This window comes from Pedobacter sp. GSP4, assembly GCF_051857575.1.
In the GTDB taxonomy this organism is placed as follows: Bacteria; Bacteroidota; Bacteroidia; order Sphingobacteriales; family Sphingobacteriaceae; genus Pedobacter.
Window position 1 is genome coordinate 437,933 of sequence record NZ_JBPZIR010000004.1, and the last position, 22,462, is coordinate 460,394.

At 40.4% G+C, this 22,462-nt stretch carries 19 protein-coding genes; 14 read left to right on the forward strand and 5 right to left on the reverse strand.

Annotated features, from left to right (window positions below):
• Positions 1-17: 17 nt before the first annotated feature.
• Both ACS5PU_RS12750 and ACS5PU_RS12755 read right to left on the reverse strand, forming a co-directional pair.
• Complete coding sequence (locus tag ACS5PU_RS12750; RefSeq protein ID WP_439459554.1) at positions 18-2,423, reverse strand: GumC family protein; 2,406 nt, start codon at positions 2,421-2,423, stop codon at positions 18-20.
• On the reverse strand, positions 2,423-3,241 hold the full coding sequence (locus ACS5PU_RS12755; protein WP_439459555.1) for a polysaccharide biosynthesis/export family protein: 819 nt from the start codon (positions 3,239-3,241) through the stop codon (positions 2,423-2,425). The genes ACS5PU_RS12750 and ACS5PU_RS12755 overlap by 1 nt, the downstream gene beginning before the upstream one ends.
• A 380-nt stretch (positions 3,242-3,621) precedes the next feature.
• Here ACS5PU_RS12755 and ACS5PU_RS12760 point away from each other — a divergent pair, with 380 nt between their 5' ends.
• The 7 genes from ACS5PU_RS12760 to gap all read left to right on the forward strand — a co-directional run bounded on the left by ACS5PU_RS12760 (position 3,622) and on the right by gap (position 9,598).
• Positions 3,622-3,936, forward strand: a complete 315-nt coding sequence (locus ACS5PU_RS12760; RefSeq protein WP_439459556.1) for a hypothetical protein — start codon at positions 3,622-3,624, stop codon at positions 3,934-3,936.
• A 97-nt stretch (positions 3,937-4,033) separates the two neighbouring features.
• Positions 4,034-4,417 (forward strand): hypothetical protein, encoded by a 384-nt coding sequence (locus ACS5PU_RS12765; protein ID WP_439459557.1) that lies wholly within the window; start codon positions 4,034-4,036, stop codon positions 4,415-4,417.
• Between the two features lie 266 nt (positions 4,418-4,683).
• Positions 4,684-5,073, forward strand: coding sequence for a hypothetical protein (locus ACS5PU_RS12770; RefSeq protein WP_439459558.1), 390 nt, complete (start codon positions 4,684-4,686; stop codon positions 5,071-5,073).
• A 436-nt stretch (positions 5,074-5,509) separates the two neighbouring features.
• A complete protein-coding gene (locus ACS5PU_RS12775; RefSeq protein WP_439459559.1) occupies positions 5,510-5,881 on the forward strand; it encodes a hypothetical protein in 372 nt (123 codons plus the stop codon).
• Between the two features lie 640 nt (positions 5,882-6,521).
• Positions 6,522-7,262 carry a glycosyltransferase family 2 protein gene (locus ACS5PU_RS12780; protein WP_439459560.1) on the forward strand — a complete coding sequence of 247 codons (741 nt, stop codon included), beginning with the start codon at positions 6,522-6,524 and terminating at the stop codon, positions 7,260-7,262.
• A 120-nt stretch (positions 7,263-7,382) separates the two neighbouring features.
• Positions 7,383-8,465 (forward strand): MraY family glycosyltransferase, encoded by a 1,083-nt coding sequence (locus tag ACS5PU_RS12785; protein ID WP_439459561.1) that lies wholly within the window; start codon positions 7,383-7,385, stop codon positions 8,463-8,465.
• Between the two features lie 137 nt (positions 8,466-8,602).
• Positions 8,603-9,598, forward strand: a complete 996-nt coding sequence (gap, locus tag ACS5PU_RS12790; protein ID WP_439459562.1) for a type I glyceraldehyde-3-phosphate dehydrogenase — start codon at positions 8,603-8,605, stop codon at positions 9,596-9,598.
• A gap of 151 nt (positions 9,599-9,749) precedes the next feature.
• Here the strand turns inward: gap and ACS5PU_RS12795 are convergent, their stop codons facing one another.
• Positions 9,750-10,136: a DoxX family protein gene (locus tag ACS5PU_RS12795; RefSeq protein ID WP_439459563.1), complete on the reverse strand. Its 387-nt coding sequence runs from the start codon at positions 10,134-10,136 to the stop codon at positions 9,750-9,752.
• A gap of 189 nt (positions 10,137-10,325) precedes the next feature.
• Here ACS5PU_RS12795 and ACS5PU_RS12800 point away from each other — a divergent pair, with 189 nt between their 5' ends.
• From ACS5PU_RS12800 to ACS5PU_RS12830, 7 genes are all read left to right on the forward strand, one after another.
• Positions 10,326-11,729, forward strand: coding sequence for a sulfatase-like hydrolase/transferase (locus ACS5PU_RS12800; protein WP_439459564.1), 1,404 nt, complete (start codon positions 10,326-10,328; stop codon positions 11,727-11,729).
• Positions 11,730-11,925: 196 nt separating this feature from the next.
• Positions 11,926-13,251, forward strand: coding sequence for a paraquat-inducible protein A (locus tag ACS5PU_RS12805; RefSeq protein WP_439459565.1), 1,326 nt, complete (start codon positions 11,926-11,928; stop codon positions 13,249-13,251).
• 28 nt (positions 13,252-13,279) lie between these two features.
• Positions 13,280-14,614, forward strand: coding sequence for a paraquat-inducible protein A (locus ACS5PU_RS12810; RefSeq protein WP_439459566.1), 1,335 nt, complete (start codon positions 13,280-13,282; stop codon positions 14,612-14,614).
• A gap of 201 nt (positions 14,615-14,815) precedes the next feature.
• Positions 14,816-15,256 carry a GNAT family N-acetyltransferase gene (locus ACS5PU_RS12815; RefSeq protein WP_439459567.1) on the forward strand — a complete coding sequence of 147 codons (441 nt, stop codon included), beginning with the start codon at positions 14,816-14,818 and terminating at the stop codon, positions 15,254-15,256.
• Between the two features lie 2 nt (positions 15,257-15,258).
• On the forward strand, positions 15,259-16,452 hold the full coding sequence (locus ACS5PU_RS12820; protein WP_439459568.1) for a phosphoglycerate kinase: 1,194 nt from the start codon (positions 15,259-15,261) through the stop codon (positions 16,450-16,452).
• A 176-nt stretch (positions 16,453-16,628) separates the two neighbouring features.
• Positions 16,629-17,606, forward strand: coding sequence for a 3-keto-disaccharide hydrolase (locus tag ACS5PU_RS12825; RefSeq protein ID WP_439459569.1), 978 nt, complete (start codon positions 16,629-16,631; stop codon positions 17,604-17,606).
• A gap of 251 nt (positions 17,607-17,857) precedes the next feature.
• Complete coding sequence (locus ACS5PU_RS12830; RefSeq protein WP_439459570.1) at positions 17,858-19,654, forward strand: M61 family metallopeptidase; 1,797 nt, start codon at positions 17,858-17,860, stop codon at positions 19,652-19,654.
• A gap of 55 nt (positions 19,655-19,709) precedes the next feature.
• On the opposite strand, the gene ACS5PU_RS12835 is transcribed toward ACS5PU_RS12830, so the two are convergent.
• Together ACS5PU_RS12835 and ACS5PU_RS12840 are read right to left on the reverse strand one after the other, a co-directional pair.
• Entirely contained in the window at positions 19,710-21,281 is a 1,572-nt protein-coding gene (locus tag ACS5PU_RS12835) for a PepSY-associated TM helix domain-containing protein (protein WP_439459571.1), read from the reverse strand.
• A 198-nt stretch (positions 21,282-21,479) separates the two neighbouring features.
• Positions 21,480-22,286: a PKD domain-containing protein gene (locus ACS5PU_RS12840; RefSeq protein WP_439459572.1), complete on the reverse strand. Its 807-nt coding sequence runs from the start codon at positions 22,284-22,286 to the stop codon at positions 21,480-21,482.
• Positions 22,287-22,462 lie beyond the last annotated feature (176 nt).

Genomic DNA, 22,462 nt, shown 5'->3' on the forward strand with positions numbered 1-22,462 from the left:
ATTAAATAGTTAACCCTCTAGCCCTTTTTCTTCCAAAACTCCCACCAATTTTTCTCATCATCATAGTAACCACTTTTGCCATAGCCCGTGTAATTAGAATAATAATAAGTTCCGGTATTGCTATGGGCATAATTGGTAGTGTAAATGTTGGCATGTAGTTTCTCATCGCCAAACGAATTTAAAATGATGGCAATGTTGTTCAGTCCGTACTCTTTTGATAACCGATCAGGAATGGTAGCGGCCCTGAATTTAGATACGCCAGAACGGATGATAAACAGATTGATATCTGCGTTTCTGATTAATGGAACCGAATCAGAAACCAATCCTACAGGAGCAGTATCGATAATGATATATTCGTAGCTTTCCCTAAGTTTTTCAATCAATGTGGCCATCGCTTTATTGTGCAACAGTTCTGATGGGTTTGGAGGTACGGGCCCCGAAGTAATATAATCGATATGGTGTCTTTCATCTGTAAAAATGATATCGGATAAAGCAGCCTGATTAGATAAGTAATTACTCAAACCAATACGGTTTTCTGAACCAAAAGCATGGTGCAGTTTCGATTTACGTAAATCCGCTGCAATGAGGATTACTTTTTTTTCAATAATGGACAAAGTTCCGGCAAGGTTTAAACTCACAAATGATTTGCCCTCTCCAGACACTTCCGAAGTGATACAGATTACCTTAGTATCTTTATCGCTGGCCATAAAACTCAAGTTGGTTCTCACCGATCGGACTGATTCAGCAAATATGGATTTTGGTCTTTCTATGGATAACACACTTTCTCCAAGCTCTACTTTTTTAGGATACTTCAAAATTACGCCAATAATTGGGGTAGCGGTTAAGCCTTCAATCGTTTCAATATCATATAGATATGGGTTAAGTATTCTAACCAGTAGGATTAAGCCAAGTCCTGAAAACAAGCCCATAAATAAATAAGAAGAATAAATTTTGTTCGGCACTGGCGAAATCGGAGAAAATGAGGGCTGGGCAACACTGATGATGTTGGCGCCCGAAATCACTGCTGCCGAGCTGATCTGTGCAGAAAGTTTACGTTCAAACAGCATCGAAAACATCCGCTGGTTAATATCGAAATTACTCTGTAGCTTGGCAAAATCATTTTGTTTAGCGGGTATATTACCAAGCGCTTGGTTCGCCTGACCGATTTGCCCATTAATGTAATCAATCGTTTTTTGATTACGCTCGTGTAGTAAGCGGATATTGGTTACAATAGCCTGTTTTACTTCATTAATTTGTTTGTTAATTTCTTGGATTGGTTGTGCATCAGCATTGAAATTTTGTAATTTATTTTCCCGGGTAATAATTAACCCATTAAGTTGGGTAATTAGGCCGGCCAAAAGCGTGCTATTGGTGCCTTCTAGGTTAAGGTTAAGCTGAATCTTTTCTTTATTGTTTTTTACTTGATTTTCTAATTGCTGGATAGCCAATTCCTGCAATTGTAGCTCTGCAATTTGATTTTGAAGATTGCCTAATCTCGAATTCCCAAGCTGCCTGTCGGTAGTTGGATCAATTAATTTATTGCTACTTTGAAAACTGGAAAGCTTGTTGCCTGATTTGTTAACCTGTTCATCAAGAAATGCAATCTGGCTATCTAAGTAATCAATTGTTTGCTTGGCTGATCGTTTTTTAAGCTGTGCATCATTTTTGACATACTGTTTAATAATTTCATTCAGTATATTGGCCGAGAAAACAGGATTACTATCGGTATGGGTTACGCCCATAATGTTGGTGTTCTTCTCCTGTTCAAATACATTCAAACCACCCGCAGCCCTTCCGTAAAGATCTCTAATACCGTTAAATTTAAAGCTATAGTTCCCAGTTGCCGGGATTTCTGTTTTGACTGTAAATACCATATTGCCGGCACTTATGGCCTGGCCATATTGATATTTTTTAGTGCTTTTACTATCATCGCTAGAAGACAGTTCAAATGTCCGGTTATCAATGGGTTTAACCGAGTAAGTGGCTCTACTGAAGTTAACCGAATCCTGGGTTAAGATATCTATCTGAAAAGGTTGCTTAGGATAAAGCTCTGTTACCCTCACCCTTCCTTCCAAATAATAACTGATTTTATAATCAAGATTCTTCAACGCATTCAGGATGACATCTTCCGATCGCATGATAATGCCTTCGGTCTGGATTTGATTTTGATTAAATGGCCGATAATTTACAGGCGAACCAGGCAGGGAGTTGAACTGCTGCTGTTGATCGCTATCTAATTTTAACGAAGCAGAAGTAATATAAATAGGGGTGATGCTCCTAACATATAGCCAGGCCATTACAAAGCTGATCAGTACGGTTGCAGCCACCCAGTACCACCTGCTGAGAAAAATCAGCGCAATTTTCCAGTAATTAATGGATTGGCTGGCTAACTTTCTATTTTCGGTTGATGCTGTATTATCCATTAGCGCGTAAATGAAAGGATTAAGACAGCCAAGTTGACCACAACAAGAATTGGCTGTACAATATTGTTAACACTGGCTAACTTTTCGGTAATGGCCGAGCTTTTGGTCTGTTGAAGTACAATCAGGTCGTTGTTCTGAAGAGTTAATTTTTTGCTGGCCAAACTGTTGATATCATTTAAATTAACGTAAATGATCTCTGGATGGCTTCTGTCGCCGCGGATAATTTTGAGCGTTTTCGGATCAGCTGTTTTATTGATGCCACCTGCTTCGCCAATAATGTCAATAAGGGTGGTGTTTTCGCGCTCTAATAAAAAGTTGCCCTGTTTGCTAAATTCACCCAGTAAGGTAACTTTTAGGTTTACTACACTTAACTCAATAATGGGGTCGCGGAGCAATTGTTTAGCATACAAATCCTGTATTTTTAAGGCAGCTTCACGTCTGCTTAAACCCAATACCTCTACTTTACCAATGGCAGGCAGATTTACTTTTCCATCAATATCTACAGGATAAGAAAGAACATTGTTGATATTCCCACTAACTGTATTTTGGACATTACTGGAAGTATTGCCTGCGCTTGGTAATGCTCCAAACTCCTTGTTCTGCACATTTCGGACCGCCAACTGGTCATTTACCCTAATTTTGTAATAGGCATCACTGATCCCTTGGTCATTTACAACATACACTTGCTTAATTGTATCGGTAACAATATCGCTTGGCGCATTGAATAAACTATGTTCCTTTCGGGCAGCACACCCTATAAAAGTGATACTAATTAGAAAAATACACAGAAATTTTAAAATTGCTTTTGTCGGGATCATGATTGTCGGGATGTAATCTGAATATCACCATGGTGATTAACAAATATGGGTTAAAGATGCTTAAAAAAAAATTAAATTGGAAAGTCAACTAGGCTTATTTCTCTATAATGCATTTGCAAAAACTTTTTGTCTTTTTAATCAGCGTCTGGTAACTGCTGTTTAACCTACCTCATAAACAACGGTTTTACTTAACTTATAGTTTAGAGAAACTTGAGATTCCTCGTGTTGAACAAGTTAAAAGGATTGTTTTTACATTGATAAAAATCAACATAAAATTGTTTTTTGTATTCGTAGAGCTACGTGTATAAGTTAATTTTGTTCATATTCAAATCTGTATGGCAAAGTTCTGTTTTATATTATTATGGTTTTTTTTCTTTGCAATGAGCAAATCCTTGGCACAAACGGGTTGTTTGTATAACGGAGATATTTACACAGGAGCAAGTACCTCTAATCCGGGGGTAGATAATTATGGCTATTATTCTGGCGATACACCCTTAGGTACCAAATGCCCGTCTGCTACCCAAATTCCCTGTAGGGTTTATTATTGGTTCGGAGTTAATGATTATTATTCAGGTGTAAAAAGTGATTACAGTACGCTTAACTGTCCGATTGATAATGGAAGTTTAGTGCTTTTGGTATGTTCGGGTATTCTGGGCTGTTTTATGCTGAGAAGCAGGGTGAGTTGGTATGTTTAATAATACGGTATCATCTTTATGTTAAATGATTGGCACTACAGCACGGCTTTAAGCATATTTTTTTATATTTGAATATCTATCCCATTTCCCTTTTTATATGAAAAAAGTACTTTCTTTCTGTATATTAATTTGTAGCTTATTTTTCTTTGGCGCAGTTAAAGCGCAAACAGGTTGTGTGGTTGGAGGTACATACATCTATAATGTTCCCGACGGTACTTTCTCAGGTGTGCCAGCCTATAGGGTTAATGATCCGATTACGAGCTATGGAGTGTTAACCGCTTCATATTGTGTTTCTTACGGAGCTGCTAATAGTTGTTATGTAAATAGTTACACCACTAATTATTCGTCATCATATGGTACTTCGGTAACCTATTCAGGGCTGCCTTGCCCTATTGATGATTATATCCCATTAATGTTAATTGCTGCAGGTATTATAGGGTTTTATCAAATCAACAGAAAGTTGCGGTTTTCGCATTCGTAACCTGCTCAGTTTATCTTTCGTTAATCTAAACATATTCTGAAAGAGTGCTTACTTTTCCGAACCAAGCTTCATTTTCATTTTGAAATAATTGTAATACTACGTTTTTGTAAACATTATTAGCCTTTTATTGTTGTTGTTTTAGTGTTGTTAATGTATTGCCAATACTCAGATCTGAGGATAAGAATATCTTTTATGTAACGGTATGTTTATGTGCAAGTAATTTAACAATGTCTTTTTTTTAGTGTTATTAAAGATAGGTGGTTAAGATGGCTAAGGTATTGTTCTCCCTTTTTATTACGCTCTTTATGTCAGGTATTGCTTTTGCGCAAACGGGTTGTTTGGTGCTAAATTTCGACGCCTATAATAAAGTTTTTAATAACCATGAAACAGCAACACAGTTTTACACTGGTAATGGAAACAACTTTGTTTGGTGGGAAGGGGTGTGCGGGCCACACACTTACATTGCAACCGCTGGCCCACCCTTAGGGGCCTGTACCCTGAACGGTTCGCCAAAAACTGGGCAGATTTATGCTATCTCTGGGACATTTACTGCACCCTGCGGTATACCGCTAGATGATTATGTTGTTTTATTATTTGTAATTTCTTCATTGGTAGGGTATTGCTTAATAAAAAGGCAACTCTCGGTTATCACTTAGTTTCCAATATTAAAGTTAATTAAGTGTAATGTTAAACTATTTGGAAATACGTTGTATGTTTTAGATAGGTTGAATATTATTTAATTAAATATATTGTTCATTTTGTTCATGATATTTGTCAATGCTTTCGTTTCCTGTTTCTTAGGATAAAAAGGAGCTCCTAATGATATTTCATAATCTAATTGTTAGCTTTTTAAGCATTTAGAAGCATATTTCATTTAATAGTTGATCAATATTTATTGTTAAAATAGTTCATTTGTTATTCTATTATTCAAAAAGATTATCGTCATAGAAAAACCAGATTCTGTTTCTTCTCGTAATTAATAACTTTTACTTTGCAATATTTGCATATTCTGTATTATATATATTACAGGATAAAATTGAAGTTGTCTATTTTATGAAGTTTTTTAGGTTTGTCATACTATTATCCATAGTAATGATTAATTATCCAGCAGCTGCTCAGGATCCTTATGGGTGTATAGTATTTTACAACGGTGCTAGCCGTTTGTTTACCGATTACACAAGCACTGATGGAAACTCTTCTAGGCATTACAATAATAATCCTGCACAAACATATTATGTTCGTTATGGATCGCTGGATCCAAATTGTGGGATCTTAGTAGACTATAATACCCCGTATGGGGGTGGTTGTACAGTGGATGGTGTAAACTCAGGAGGTTTAGCCCGTCGCATTAGCTCAGATACATGCAGTCTGCCGATTGATGATTATATACCTTACTTGATGGTGATAACTGCGGCAGCAGCAGTTGGCTTATTAAAAAGAACTTCATTATTAGTCATTAAGTAGTGCTTTATTTTTACCCTAAAAATCTTCGGGTAATCGGAAACCCAGCCTTCCAAATACAAGAAGCCCTAAATGCCACGAGAATATTGAACAAAACGAACGTAGTTTATAGTTCATAGAGCAACTAACTTCGTGTACAGTTTAACTGGACATGAGGGTTTTTTGTTTTTTTCTTTTGATATTTCTATCCATAATCTCTTGCTACGGCCAGGGAACCGCAACAGGATGTCTAATCCCATTCAATAACAGAGTTTATACTTCAAATGCTCTCGAAATATTAGGTACATCACAATTATATAATAATTCTCCTTATACGCCGCTATCCACTGATTATTGTAGCTGGACCCCTAGTAGTACAGCTGCTTCATGTGTAGTTTGCGACGGAACCTTGGGAGTAGATTTAGTTGGTATTAAGATATGTCTATTTGGTACATTTAGGTATGGTTCAGAAGGAACATTTACGATGGTACAATGTGATTTGGACGATCATTCCTGGCTTTTTGGTGCAGCGGCCGGCCTATTTGGCTTACTGGTAATCCGCAAGCGGAAAAATAAATAACCCATCCCCATTATCCTTCGGTTATTTCTATATTTACCTCGTTTTCTGCGCCATGACCAGAAAAACCCACATCCCTGTTTTAAAATGAAAATATCCCTCATCACAGTTGTGTACAACGGTGAAAAATTTTTACAGCAATGTTTCGATTCGGTCATCGCACAAACCTATCCCGATATCGAATATTTGGTAATAGATGGCGGTTCAACAGATAAAACACTAAGCATTATCCAAAAATACAGGTCTAATATTGATTACTTCGTTTCCGAAGCAGACCGAGGTTTATACGATGCCATCAATAAAGGGATTGAGCAGGCAACGGGCGATGTTATCGGGATCTTAAATGCCGACGATTTATTTGATAACCCCAATGTGCTTGATGCCATAGCTCAAGCTTTTATAATGCGGCCTGAAATAGAAGGACTATATGGCGATTTAAATTACATCGATCCACAAACAGGTAAAATTATCAGGAAGTGGAAATCAAAACAGGCCAATGCTGAAGATCTTGAATGCGGATGGATGCCCGCTCACCCAACGCTTTATTTGAGAAAAGGATTATTCGGAAAATTGGGTACTTATGCCTTGGATCTGGGCACAACAGCCGATTACGATTTAATGCTCAGGTATTTATACGCCCATAAAATCAACGCCCTTTATCTGCCCATTTTAATGGTAAACATGCGCATGGGTGGCTTAAGCAACAGATCAATAGCAGCAAGATACTCCGCGCTGTTAAACGATTATAAATCACTAAAACGGAACAAAGTACCGAACCCGCTTATAGCGTTACTCAGGAAAAAGATGAGCAAGCTCGGTCAGTTTTAGGGTTTAGCACCTCGCTGTTGAGTTAAAGAGAAAGCAGTTGATTTATATCATGTTAAACATTGTGCTGTTTGTATAATTTAATGTACGTATAGTTATATTTGCTAATCAATCATCCCGATTTTGTTTAACGATTTACTGTATTCACATCCCAGCTATTTCTATGTGGCCATTTTCCTATTGGCCTTTTCTGTTGTGATACTAAGTATCCCCAGCATTATTTATACTTCATTAAAATACGGACTGTTTGATAAAAACGACCTGTACCGCAAAAACCATAAACGCAACATTTCACGCTTGGGCGGACTGGCAATTGTTGGCAGCTTTACCGTGAGCATCTTACTGTTTTCATCGGTTATCAATTTCAAAGAAGCCAACTTTTTAATTGCTTCCTGTATTATCCTTTCCGCACTCGGTTTAAAAGACGATGTATACGGAACCAATACCAGCACTAAATTTATTTTGCAGATAGTTGTGGCATTTATCCTCGTATTTTTTGGGGCATTTCGGTTGAGCAGTTTATATGGTGTGCTCAATATTGGAGATATGCCGCTGATATGGGGAAGCCTATTTTCAATCGCACTGATTATATTTTTAAATAATGCATTTAACCTTATAGATGGGATAGATGGGCTTGCTGCCGGCATAGGCATATTAACCAGCCTAACATTTGGTGTGCTGTTCGCCGTGATGAACCAGATACCTTATGCCTTTATCGCCTTCGCACTGGCAGGGGGCATAGGCGGATTTTTAAAATACAACTGGTTTCCGGCTAAAATATTTATGGGCGATACCGGTGCACTCATTATTGGATTAATTTCTGCAGCGCTGGCCATTAAGTTTATTGAACTTAATAAATTTACCGGTGTAAATAAACCCGATTTTTATTCCGCGCCAGCTATTGCCGTGGCGGTGCTCGTTGTGCCAATTTTCGATTCGCTACGGGTATTCTGTATCCGGATCTTAAAAAGAAGTTCGCCTTTTAAAGGAGACCGCAACCACATTCACCACCGCTTAGAAAGGCTCGGCCTTAAGCCAAACTCAATTGTATTGGCAAGCTTGGGCCTAAACATCACCATCATGATAGCCACAATTTTATTACAGCGGCTGGGGAATTTTATGCTGATCATCCTCATCATCAGCATATGCGTGGTATTTAACAGTTTGCTTACCTTGGCCCTTTATAAAAAGGAGAAAAAAGGATAATCCCGTTCATATTATCCAATTTGCCCAAGCTATTTGGGCTCAGCGCAGCTTTCATCATCTCATTTCCATCTTAGCACAACAGGCCTTTCGTTTCCATAAATTAAATACTAATTTTGCGCTCTAATTTTTTTGATATAATGAGGCTGGCAATAAATGGTTTTGGTAGAATAGGAAGAACATTTTTACGCTTAGCATTGGCTGAGGGGTTTGAAGTGGTGGCAATAAACGATTTGGCAGAGGCCAAAACAATGGCACACCTGTTTAAGTACGATACCGTACATGGTGTTTTTGCCGGCAATGTAGCCGCCAAGCCCGATGCCCTAGTAATCGATCAGCTCTTAATTCCAGTTTTTGCCATCAAAGAGGCCGATGAGCTGCCATGGTCGGCGCTTAGGGTCGATCTGGTGATTGATTGTACCGGTAAAAACCTCACCAGGGCACTGGCAGAAAAACACATTGCCTCAGGAGCTAAACAGGTGTTGATTTCGGCACCAGCTGCCGATGATATTCCGATGGTGGTGCTCGGGGTAAACGACGATCAGATCGATCTGACTAGCCCAATACTATCAAATGCAAGCTGCACCACCAATAATATTGCCCCGATGATCAAAATCCTGAACGATAACTGGGGGGTAGAAGAAGGATATATCACTACCATTCACTCCATGACGGGCGATCAGAACCTGCACGATGCCAACCATAAAGATCTGCGTAGGGCAAGGGCTGCATCATCATCAATTATTCCAACCACTACAGGAGCGGCCAAGGCCATTACCCATATTTTTCCCGAGCTAGATGGCCGTTTGGGCGGTGCAGGTATAAGAGTGCCGGTATTAAACGGTTCGCTTACCGATTTTACCTGCCTGCTGAAGAAAAAAACAACCATCGAAGAAATTAATGCCGCTTTTAAACATGCTGCAGAAAATGAGATGAAAGCACTGATCGAATACACAGAAGACCCAATTGTTTCGATTGATATTATCGATAACCCGCATTCATGTATTTTTGATGCCTTACTCACCTCTATAGTTGGCGATCTGGTAAAAGTAGTAGGCTGGTACGATAATGAATATGGCTACAGCAGCCGTTTGATTGATGTAGTAAAGAAAATAAGCCTATTGCCAAAAGCCTGATGGTTTACAGTGCAGTAAAGGCAGCTTCAAGTATAGATGAAGCGTATATGAAGCGTAGATAAAGCGTAGTAATAGCGTTATAAAGCATAATCAATATCCCGCAAATACCGCTTGAAAACACAAACGGTATTTTACAATTTTTCAGCTGAAATTACTTGGCCGTCGATTTTAATGCCCAGTATACCAAAACAGGCTGAAAAAATAGCCGCGAAAATCTTTTCGCGTCAGTATTCAGTCCAAAGGCACTTCGGCCATGCGTAAACTGCGAAATATTTCCCGGAAAAACGGCTGTAAACAAACCCGCTGCGATTTTGCCAATATTGTTTTGGTACTTTTTTGGTGCCAGCAACAGTGCAGCGCCCAATCCAATTTCAGCCAGGCCTGAGTAAACTACAGTATCATCTTTTTTTAAAGGTACCCAATCTGGTACCTGCGCTTGGAAGGCTTTCCGCGCGAAGGTTAAATGGCCAATGCCGGCCGTTAGTAAACCAGCACCCAATAATAGTCTTGCCGCTTTTTTGATCTGTTCTTCTTTCACCACGCAATAGATTAATTAAACTTGATATATAACCAACAATAGCAAAGGCAATCTGTTTGATTTAAATAGTAGGATCGACTTTAGCTTCAATCTTTATATCCAATTAATTACAGTTCTCTTCAGGTTAAATCTATAGATTTGGTAGTTTAAAGACATTTGTTAAATATTGCTGCCAATAATTCTTGATCCATGATACCATACCTGAATAGATTTTTGATATGCACCATTACTTTAAGTTTTGTATGGCTGGCCTCAGCTTTAACTGCACATGCCCAGCAAAAAGGGCAGAAGAATGCAAAACGGCCCAACATCATCGTAATCTTAACCGACGACATGGGCTTTAGCGATGTGGGAACATTTGGTGGTAAATTTGTGGCCACACCCAATATAGACCGCTTGGCCAAAAATGGCCTAAAGCTTAACCAATACTACAGTGCGGCCCCAATCTGCTCCCCATCCAGAGTAAGCCTGCTCACAGGCATGTATCCCGGAAAATGGAACTTTAGTACCTACCTAGATAATAAAAAACACAACCAACAGGCTCAGCAGGCCGATTTTCTCGATCCAAAAGCACCTACGATAGCAAAGGTTTTTAAAACGGCCGGCTATGCTACCGGGCATTTTGGTAAATGGCATATGGGTGGAGGCCGTGATGTTAAAGATGCTCCCGGTTTTGAAGAATATGGTTTTGATGCACATGCCAGTACCTACGAAAGCCCCGATCCAGATCCAGCCATTACCGCAACCGACTGGATATGGTCTGACAAGGATAGCATTAAACGCTGGGACAGGACCAAATATTTTGTCGATAAAACACTCAGTTTTATCGCTGAGCACAAAGATCAGCCTTGTTTTGTAAACCTATGGCCTGATGATGTGCACACCCCTTGGGTGCCGCGCAAAGAAACCGAAAATACAGGCCAATACCCCATGAACCCGCAGGAAGAAGCTGCATTTAAACTCGTACTCAAAGAATACGACCTACAGATCGGCCGGTTATTGGATGGCCTAAAACAGATTGGCGAAGAGGAGAACACCATCATTATTTTTACCAGCGATAATGGCCCCTTGCCAAGTTTTAAGGGCAGCAGGGCAGCAGGTTTAAGGGGTTCAAAACTCTCCCTTTACGAAGGTGGTACGCGCATGCCCTTTATCATCAGTTGGCCGGGCCGCATTCCAAAAGGCAAAACAGACGGGTATTCAGAAGTGAACTCAACAGACCTGCTACCTACATTGGCTAAAATGGCAGGTGTGGCCTTACCAGCCAATTACCATGGAGATGGACTGGATAGAAGCACTGTTTTCGCCGGACATCCTTCGGCAAGGAAAAAAGAGATGTTTTGGGAGTATGGCCGTAATGATATTGCTTTCAAATATCCAAGGGCAATAGATAAGAGTCCAAATCTCGCAGTCCGCTCAGGCGAATGGAAGTTGTTGATGAACAGCGATGGCACCGACATCCAGCTGTACAACATTATTAAAGATCAAAAGGAAAGCATAAATCTGGCAACAGATCAGCCACAGATTACCAATAGTTTGAAAGATAAGCTTATGGTCTGGTGGAAATCGCTTCCAAAATTGGGGACAAAATAAATATTCCGAGGCTGATCCGATGTCTTTATCGTACGTTTTATAAAAAGCACCATTTAATTTTATAGCCTAGGCGAATATATTTCTGATTATCGCCAAAAACCTTTTTTTAAGTTGTTGGTTTAATTTGCCAATACCACTCGGATATTTTATTCTTCTGAACTGGTTATAAAGGCACAATTAACGTAAACTGATCGGCTTGGAAACAAAAAAGGAACATATCGCAGGGCGGAAGTCGTTTCTTCCCAAATTTCTACTTATCCTGGCACTTGCGCTGTTGCTTGGTGCCGAAGGTTATTTTGGTTTAAGGCTTCACCAACTTTCCGATCAACAGGAGCAGATTAAAGAAGATTATTCCAACATCAACAACATTACCTACGGACTGTTTTCTGTGCAGCAGTGGAAAGATAACGTTTCCAGGATTGTACATCATCAGGTACGCAACCTGAAAATGACCAAAAATCAGAAAAAAATATTGCAAACCGAGGTGGAGCAGGTATTGCTTGCGCTCATCAACAAGGCCGAAGCATTGGTTAACAAACCGAAAAAAACCATAAGTGGCAAAATTCAGAAATTTGCCATACGCAATTTTGTAAACAGCGATAGTATCCGTGCCCAGGTACCCGGTTTTGCACGTAAAATTATTGCCGAGGTCGATAATCCTAAAAATAAACGGCAACTGAGCAAAATGGCCATGGGCGAATTTAATGAGCTGGCCAACGAAGAAAAGCTGGATAGTGCCTTTGTGGCCAATGGCGCATCAGTAAGGGCCATGTATCAAAAATACAAGGTCACTTCAACACCACTGCTCAATAAAAAGCTAAACCAGTCACTTGCCGATATCCGCACAAAAACCTATGGCTACTCTTATGCCATGCTTGCCTGTGTGGCCATCGTATTAGGCTTTTGGTGGGCACTCCGGAAACGTACCGACCTGCATGTGGTACTTTTTGTAATGTCGCTGCTATTTGCTTTTATACTTTTGGGCGTTGGCCTCACGGCTTCCATGATAGAAGTAGATGCCCGCATCCGCTCACTCGATTTCGTATTGCTTGGAGAACATGTGGTGTTCAAAGATCAGGTGTTGTTTTTCCAGAGTAAAAGTATCATGGATGTAGTAAAAGTGCTTATCAGTCAGCCTGGTATCGATTCAATTCTGGTAGGTGTGCTAATACTGGCCTTCAGTATCCTTTTTCCGGTAGTTAAGCTCAGTTCAACCGGAATACACTTGCTGGGCGGCAAACGTTTGGCCGAAAATGGCATCATCAAATATTTTGCTTTCCAATCCGGCAAATGGAGCATGGCCGATGTAATTGTAATTGCAATTTTGATGGCCTACATTGGCCTAAATGGACTATTGGAAGGACAGCTTCAGGCACTCAATATCAAGAATGATTCGCTAACCATTTTAACCACCAACAACACGGCGCTTCAGCCCGGGTACATCATATTTATCAGTTTTGTGCTTTACGGACTCATTCTTTCCACAATATTGAAATTTATTACCCCACACGATGCGCACTAAATTTTTACCGCTGATCTGATTAACTTTTATGGCAACTACACAAACACCACAAAATATTCAAGGAGAAAAGAACTGGATCGGTTCGGTAGCCCTTATTGTTGGCCTCAGCATCCTGTTAATGGCTGCAGCTTGGTTTGGCTATCACTTTAGGCAGCTTGCCGTACAACAGAAAGCAATCAAAGAAGATTATAGCCTATCCAACAACATTACCTTTGGCATATTTTCGGTTGATAGGTGGGGCGAGAAAATTTCAGCTGTTGTAGATCGGAGGGTAAAAGGCTTCAACCTCACGGCCCAGCAAAAAACAGAAATGCGGAAAGAGGTCGAAAAAGAGTTGCATGGTTTGGTAAACAAAGCCGTATCCGAAGTAACCAAGCCACAAAAAAGTTTGGGTGGAAAGCTTAAAAAACTCGCCTTTAACAGTTTCGTAGATGTAGATGAACTCCACGCTCAGGTACCCTCTTTTGCCCGTACCATTGTGCTGAAACTCACCAGTCCTACCAGCTTAAAGCGGCTAAAAAATGTGGCTACCAGTAAAATGGACGAGCTCGAAGAGCAAACTTACGACCGTACCGATACCACCATTACTACCGTAGAGCGGAATATATACCGTAAGTACCATGTTAACAGCGCACCAGCATTAGATCGTTTAGTAAATGCCAAACTTGCACAGATTAAAAAAGACAGCCAGCAAAACGCCCTTGGTATGTTGGCCTGTGTAGCAATTGCACTGTTGATGTGGCTGTTTTTAAGAAAAAGGGCCCAGCTTTATGTGCCGTTCTTTGTTATGTCGCTGTTGTTTGCCTTTGTATTGCTGGTTGTAGGCGTTACTGCTCCAATTATTGAAGTAGATGCGCGTCTCCAATCATTAGAATTTGGTCTGCTAGGCGATAAAATTGCCTTTACCAATCAGGTTTTGTTTTTTCAGAGCAAAAGCATATTGGGCATTATAGGCACACTGGTAGAGCAGCCTAAGCCCGATGCGGTATTAATAGGCATCCTGCTCCTGGTTTTTGTAGTGGTTTTGCCTTTGCTGCGTATTATAGCCAGAGGTATCCATGTTTCCTGCGGGCATATTTTCGGCGGACAAAAGGTACTGCGTTTTCTTGCCTTCGATTTAGGCAAATGGGACATGGCAGATGTGATGGTGATTGGTATCGCCATGACCTATATCGGTTTAAATGGCATATTAAAGAGCCAGCTTTCCGGCCTCAATATCGAGAGCGGAACTTTGCGTACAGTAACGGCCAATAACTCAGCCCTTCAGCTCGGCTTTTTTGTATTTGTGGCCTATGTTATTTATGCCATGGCACTTTCCCTAATACTTAAAAGGATTGACGAGAAAAACGGCCCATGCCAATAGCTGTATCTTTAGGCTTAATTGATAATCGCTAACTACGGGGTGACTTTCGCTACAGCCAACTCCCGGCAACGTAGTTAAAATGTTAAAACTTTATGGCCAATATTATGATCGAGTTTCAATTGCTTTATTAACTTTGCAAACGTTTGCGGTGCATCCTATAGCGGTTTTGATATTCGATACAAGCTACTTGATATTAAAATTATGGTCAAATTTATTCTTCCAGAAGAAGTTCTGCCTTTAAGAAGTCTGGTTTTGCGTAACGGCAAGCCCTTCGAAGAATGTGTTTTTGAAGGAGATCTGGCCTACGATACCTTTCATCTTGGTTTCTTACAGGATGGCCAGATAAAATCCATAGCAACCTTTATGCGCAACGACTTTTTCCCCGAAGAGGGGGAGGGCTATCAGCTGCGCGGCATGGCTACCCATCCCGATGCCGGTGGAAATGGATACGGTGCAGCACTCGTAAAATTTGCCATCGAATACCTCAAAGAATATAACACAGATTATTTATGGTGCAATGCCCGTTCAACGGCAGCCGCATTTTACAAAAAGATCGGTTTCACCACCGAATCGCCCGAATTCGATATTCCCGGTATCGGTTTCCATTACGAAATGAAATTAAACTTAAATCAAAATAATTAAAAATGAATACAATTGACCAGCTTAACTTTAAAGATAAAAAAGCTTTAATCAGGGTAGATTTTAATGTGCCTTTAGATGATGAATTTAAAATTACAGATGATAAAAGGATCAGGGCGGCATTGCCAACCATTTCCAAAATATTAAAAGATGGTGGCGCTGTTATTTTAATGTCTCACTTAGGCCGCCCTAAAGATGGCCCAACTGATAAATATTCTTTAAAACATATTCTTGCAGATCTTTCAGCACTAACAGGTGTTGAAGTAAAGTTTGCTGATGATTGTATTGGCGAAAGCGCTGCCACACAAGCAGCTGCATTAAAACCAGGCGAAATTTTATTGCTAGAAAACCTTCGTTTTTACAAAGAAGAAGAAAAAGGTGATGTAGCATTTGCCGAAAAATTATCAAAATTAGGCGATGTATACGTTAACGATGCTTTTGGTACGGCGCACCGTGCACACGCTTCAACATCAATTATTGCCCAGTTTTTTCCCGATGCCAAATACTTTGGGTATTTAATGGCATCAGAAGTTGAAAATGCAGAGAAAATTTTAAACCATGCAGAAAGACCTTTCACCGCCATTATGGGTGGAGCTAAAGTATCTGATAAGATTTTGCTGATCGAAAAATTATTGGAGAAAGTAGATAACCTGATTATTGGCGGAGGTATGGCTTATACCTTTGCAAAAGCACAGGGAGGCGAAATTGGTACCTCATTATTAGAGGCCGATAAACAAGAACTTTCTTTAGAACTAATTGAAAAAGCAAAAGCCAAAGGCGTAAACCTGATTTTACCGGTTGATACCGTAATTGCTGATCGCTTTGCTAACGACGCCGATAAAAAAGATGTAACATCAGGCGAAATACCAGCTGATTGGATGGGATTGGATATCGGCCCTAAATCTGCTGCATTATTTCAAGAAGTAATCAAGAATTCTAAAACTTTATTATGGAATGGCCCAATGGGTGTTTTCGAAATGGAAAGCTTCCAGGTAGGAACAAAAGCTGTAGCAGATGCAGTAGTGGCAGCTACAAAAGATAACGGCGCATTTTCACTAATCGGTGGTGGCGATTCGGCCGCTGCGATTGCTAAATTCGGTTTAGAAGACGAAGTGAGTTACGTATCTACAGGTGGCGGTGCTTTGTTAGAATATATGGAAGGCAAAGAATTGCCAGGTGTTAAAGCCATTAATGGATAGAACCTGATTTTAATACCAACGGAGCCCTTGTAAACACTTACAGGGGCTTTTGTTTGGCAGTAACAATTTGCATATTGCACCCAATAAAAATATTTTTACCCTACCGGGCAATTGGCTTAGCCGCTATGGCCTTGGCACTTTACTATAAACACTATAACTATAAATTAAACTTATCCATGAGAAAAAAGATCTTATTGTTCAGTATCAGTTGTATGCTACTGGCCGGTTTATCCGAAAAAACAGCTGCTGCGGCAATTTCTACTGCTGCTGAAATGAAGCCAATGGCCGAGCCTAAAGAGCTGATCGGTAGGTGGGATATTACTGTTGACATGAACGGGAAACCAGCACCAGCCTGGTTAGAAGTAAAACTATCAGGTCTTAAAACGCTTGTGGGCTACTTTGTATCTACTGCAGGTAGCGCACGCCCTGTAGCCGAAGTAAAGTTTGCAGATGGTAAGTTCAGTTTTGAAATTCCGCCACAGTGGGAAAGTGGTAACGCCAATTTAAAAATAGACGGACAACTTACGGCCAACGGAATGGAAGGCACACTGATCAACTGTAATGGTAAACAGTACAACTGGAAAGGTGTAAAGGCACCTTATCTTAAAAGAACTGCTGCACCAGCTTGGGGAAAGCCCATCAACCTGTTTAACGGTAAGGATCTTACTGGCTGGAAACCTAGCGGTCAAAACAACCAATGGATGGTGCAAAATGGCATATTAACCAGCCCGAAAGCAGGTTCAAACTTAATTACAGAACAAAAATACAACGATTTCAAACTTCATGTTGAGTTTAGGTACAAAACAGAAGGAAACAGCGGCGTTTACCTTAGAGGCCGTTATGAAGTACAGATAGAAGACAGCAAGAAAGACGCACACCCTAACAGCGTACTTTTTGGTGGTGTTTATGGCTTTTTAACAGCCAACGAAATGGCTACCCTGGGCCCCGATCAATGGCAAACTTATGATATTACCCTGGTAGGCCGCTTGGTTACTGTGGTAGCCAATGGCAAAACGATTATTGCTAACCAAGAAATTCCGGGCATTACCGGAGGCGCATTAGACAGTAATGAGGGCGAGCCAGGTCCCATTTATCTGCAGGGCGATCATACCCCTATCGAGTATAGGAAAATCGTGATTACACCAGCAAAATAATCAATAATTAAATGTACGCATACATTAAAGGCCCCAATGATCGGAAATGGTTAATGGGGCCTTTGTTTTGGCCATATCTTAACTGATGTTTACTTATTCTGAACCAAAGAAGGATCTTTGCCCTCCCGCAATATTGAATTTGGGATATTAGCTTTATTTTAAGGCCATGTTTGCTGCTTGCGCATATACATTTTGTGCTTAACTTGATCACTGGCCGGCGAACATCATTTTATAACCAAAATAAAGCCGATATGCGTTTCTCAATAATCACCCTAATATTCTTTTTAACGGCGCCATTCACACTTTATGCAGCAGATGGCCTAAAAATGGACTTCCAGGTTGCAATGGACAATCCATCGCTTGGCACTTACCAGGTGTTACTCAGCTGTTCAAGTGTAAAGCCCGGCTATAACGATTTCAAGATTCCAGTATGGATGCCAGGTTATTATCAGATCATGGATTATGCAGATGACATCACCGGTTTATCCGTTTCCGATGCCAAGGGCACATTAATCAAGTGGGAAAAAGCCAACCACAATACCTGGCGGGTTTACAATGGGAAAGTAACTGAGCTGATCCTGAATTACAAAGTCAAAACCAAAAGGTCGTTCGTAGCTACCAATTACCTCGCGGCAGATCGCGGTTTTATAGCACCAACAGGTCTTTTCCTGCATATCGATGCTCAGCTCAATACACCCATTACCCTTTCACTTAAGCCACCTAAACAATGGACAAAAGTAGCTACAGGCTTAACGCCAATAAAAGGAAAGGCATTTACTTACACTGCACCAGATTTTGATACACTTTATGATAGTCCGATTTTGATTGGGATGCTGGATGAATTGCCCACTTTTGAGGTTAAAGGAATTCCGCATTACTTTATTGGCTACCAATTGGGCGAATTTAAAAAACAGGATTTTATAAACGACCTGCAAAAAGTGATAACAGCAGCAGTAGAAGTGATAGGAGAGGTTCCCTTTAAAGATTATACTTTTATCGGTATTGGCCAGGGAGGAGGCGGAATTGAACACCTCAACTCAACAGCCGTGGCATTTTCGGGTGGGAGTGAACTCAATACCCCCGAAGGAAGAAAAGGAATGCTCAGCTTTTTGGGGCACGAATACTTTCATCATTACAATGCCAAACGCATCCGTCCAATAGCCCTGGGGCCTTTCGATTACGATAACGGGAGCCGCACAAATATGCTCTGGGTGGCTGAAGGCGTAACCAGTTATTACGACAAAATGTTGTTGCGCAGGGCAGGCTTAGAAAGCGTTGAAGGCATATTGAATGATTTTGAAAGTTCAATCCGGGCTTATGAGAACAGTCCAGGTAGGTATTTTCAAACCGTAAGCCAGGCGAGTTACGATACCTGGTCTGATGGTCCCTTTGGAAGAGTGGGCGATGAGCTGAACAAAACCATCTCCTACTATCAAAAAGGGCCGGTGCTTGCCATGATGCTCGATTTCAAAATCAGGCATGAAACCGGAAACAAAAAATCTCTCGATGATGTGATGCGTGCACTTTATTACAGTTATTATAAAAAACTGGGAAGGGGATATACCGATGAAGAATTCCAGGCGGTTTGTGAAAAGATAGCCGGCGGAAAACTGGATGAGTTTTTTAACTACGTTTATACACTACATACACCCGATTACAGCAAGTATCTTGCCTATGCCGGATTGGAAATTAATCTTTCTCCAAACGCTGTAGCCGGAGCCTGGCTTGGGGCGAAAGTTAGAAAGGTAAACAATGGTTTGGAAATTACCGATGTAGACTGGGAATCTCCGGCATGGAAAGAACGCATGAGAAGAAAACAGATCATCACAAAAATTAATGGAGAAACAGCTACCATAGCTGCTTTTAATGCCATCGGCCCTGCTTACCAACCCGGGGCAATTTTGAGGCTCACTATACTTAAAGAAGGTAGCGAATTAGATTGTCCGGTAATTTTGGGTACAAAAAAAGAAGCATCGTTCAAAATTAGCCAAATGCAACAAATGGATACCCTTCAGAAATCGATTTTGAAAGACTGGTTGCGCCAATAGTAAAATGCACAATCACTTCATTAAGTTTTCTCCTAGGCATTTTGCCATATTTGGCTTAAAAAATTTCAAATCCGGTGTTAAACAGGGCCATATAAACCACAACATAGCAAACCAGAAATGCCGTTGATAAGGCAAAATAACGTGTTATTTTATGGCTTCCTTTCTTAAAAGGCCATAGAAATAAAATGTTGAAGATTTCGGATAACAGGGCACAGATAAAATTTAGGCACACCATTACGCAGCTAAAGGCAACAACAAATGCGGCCGGCTGGATAACAATGCCCGAAGGTAAACCATAAAGCGCGCCCATTAAAAAACTAATCGGCAAAATAATCAGGGCATATTTTAATCCCGATTTAAAATTGATCAGAAAGTATTTCCCTAATTTGGGTAGAGCTACCGGTACTGCTTTAGGTTTTGCCTCTTTTTCAATTACCTGGGCATTGGCCTGTTCATTTAATACAGCTCCTTTTATTTTATGTTTTTTGCCTTTCTTCTGTTTTTGATAACGTGGCCACCAAATGATAAAACCAGTAATGAAAAGGGCCAGCGGAATAAGGCCGGCTATAATAGCGATTACCTGGGTAGGCCTGCCACCAAAACTGCCATAATGGATCGGCGTTAACCAGCTTAAATAAGCGTTGCCAACATTAGGGAAATCTTTCCGGCTGTTCAATAAAATTTTGGCAGTGTACTGATCAACAATCAACATTTCTCTTTTTCCAACCTTGGGCAGGTTTCCGCTTAGCATATCAAGGCGGTAAGTGCCGGTTTTATCAGCAGGGAAAGCAATGCCCCCGATGTAAGCATTCGGCATTTTTGCTTTCGCTGCGGCAGTAATCTCCTTGAGCGGAAGCGGCACAGCCTGTACATGCCAGGCCGATTTAGCTCCCAATAATTGCGCAGCACCCTGCGGCGATTTCCCACTTAATAAAAAAAGGAATGGGATAACCAGGGTAGAAAAAGTAATGCAGAAACCGGTTAAACTCAGTATGGCCACAATCGGCGAGGAGTAAAAGCCCAGTGAATTGTGCCAGTCGTAATTTTGGCGCTTAAACGAAGCGCTAAACCTAACCGTAAGTACCGATTTTAGTTGTTTCCATTTTTTTGGTATCCATAACCGCAATCCCGAAATAGTTAATATCAAAAGACAGAGCGAAGCCAAACCGCAAATATAACGGCCTGCAACCGGGATCAGCAAGGTTCGGTGTAGCTCGGTAACCACATGTATAAAAGAACCCGTGTGTATCCTTTTGCCACTTGTTTTCCCGGTATATGGATTAATGAAAGTTTCTTCGCCACTCTTTAAATTCAGAACACTATACGCTTCATTCGGGTTTTTGAAGTTATTCAGCATCAGGTAATCCACCTTGAGGCTGGGATAATTCTTCTTGATTAAAGGCACAATCTCTTCAACCGGCATTTTTTGCTTTTGCGCAATTACCTCAAAAAGATTAGGATTTAGTGCATGGTCTATCTCATCCTGAAAAACTAAAATACTGCCCGTAACACCTACAAAAGCCACAATTGCCCCAGCAATAATACCCAAATAAAGGTGCCATTTGCCAAACCACCGTTTCTGGTGTTTTGCCCACTTTAAACTTTTTGAATTGCCTTTTGATTTCATTTGAGCGTATTTCTTGATCTGTATAATGCTGTGGATATTAACAGTACAAAGAAATACTTTTATCAGCGTTTGTCCAAATTATTTTTAATGAGTCTAAATAAGATAGTTAAGCACTGATGGATAGTGCTTATGCAGACAGAAAAATTGGGCAAATTATTCAGGCCGGTAACTAGCTAAAGCTGGCAACAAGCTATTCCATTATTCAAAGGCAAAAATAAGTTCTATTCCATTGCCGTTAAATCCAGAGCTAATGTTAAAATAATTGGATATCATATTTCCAGTATAAGAAATCCCCACACCCGAGCCCCAGTTGGAGGTAAGCAGGTATCTTTCCTCATTCGCAGAAGCGTAAATATGAAAACCATATTTGCCTTTTTGTAACGCTTCCATGTCTAAAATTACTTTCTCTTTTACCGGTATTTCAATAGGCGTGCTCATATTGGCAGTGGTTTGTACCGGGGCAGATTGATACACATTTTCTCCTTGGTAATCGCCATTGCTAAATATAGGATAATCGTTTATGCCTATCTTTTTTATAACCGCTTGCACATTGGCAACCTGGTTTAAAGGCCAGTTCGGAGAAGTAACGAAATTGCCATTAAAATAAAGATTTGTGATCCTTACTAGTTTCAGCACCCGGTCTAGCACCAAAATTTTTTTTGATTTGGTTAATGTCGCTCCGGTGCTTGAGGTGGCGGTTAAACTAACCGTATATGTTCCCGATTTGGTGAAATACAGCTCTGGAGAATCTTTTGAAGTAACAGTGCCATCTCCAAGGTCCCATTTTAAACTGCTGCTGTTTTTGGCGAGACTGGATAACGCCAGCTTTTCATAAGTCGATATCTTGATTACGTCTGCACTGTCTACCGCCGCTCTATTATAAATGTCTACTATATGATAGATCCCAAAGTTAACGGATGGCAATACAGGTGTTATCTTATCCTTTTTACAGGCACTGAGGCTTAGGGCAGCTAATAAAACTGCCGCAACGTAATTTACTTTCATTTGTGTTTCATAAGGTGTAGTGCTAAATTATGAAAAACAGGTAGGCCCCTCAAGTATTGTATATTATGTAATTGTTAATTTAAATGGATGTGTTACAGCACTTATTTACAGGCTCAGCCATATTCATTAACGAGTGACTAAGAAAATCCAAACAACCCTCAAGCTTTGGATGATTT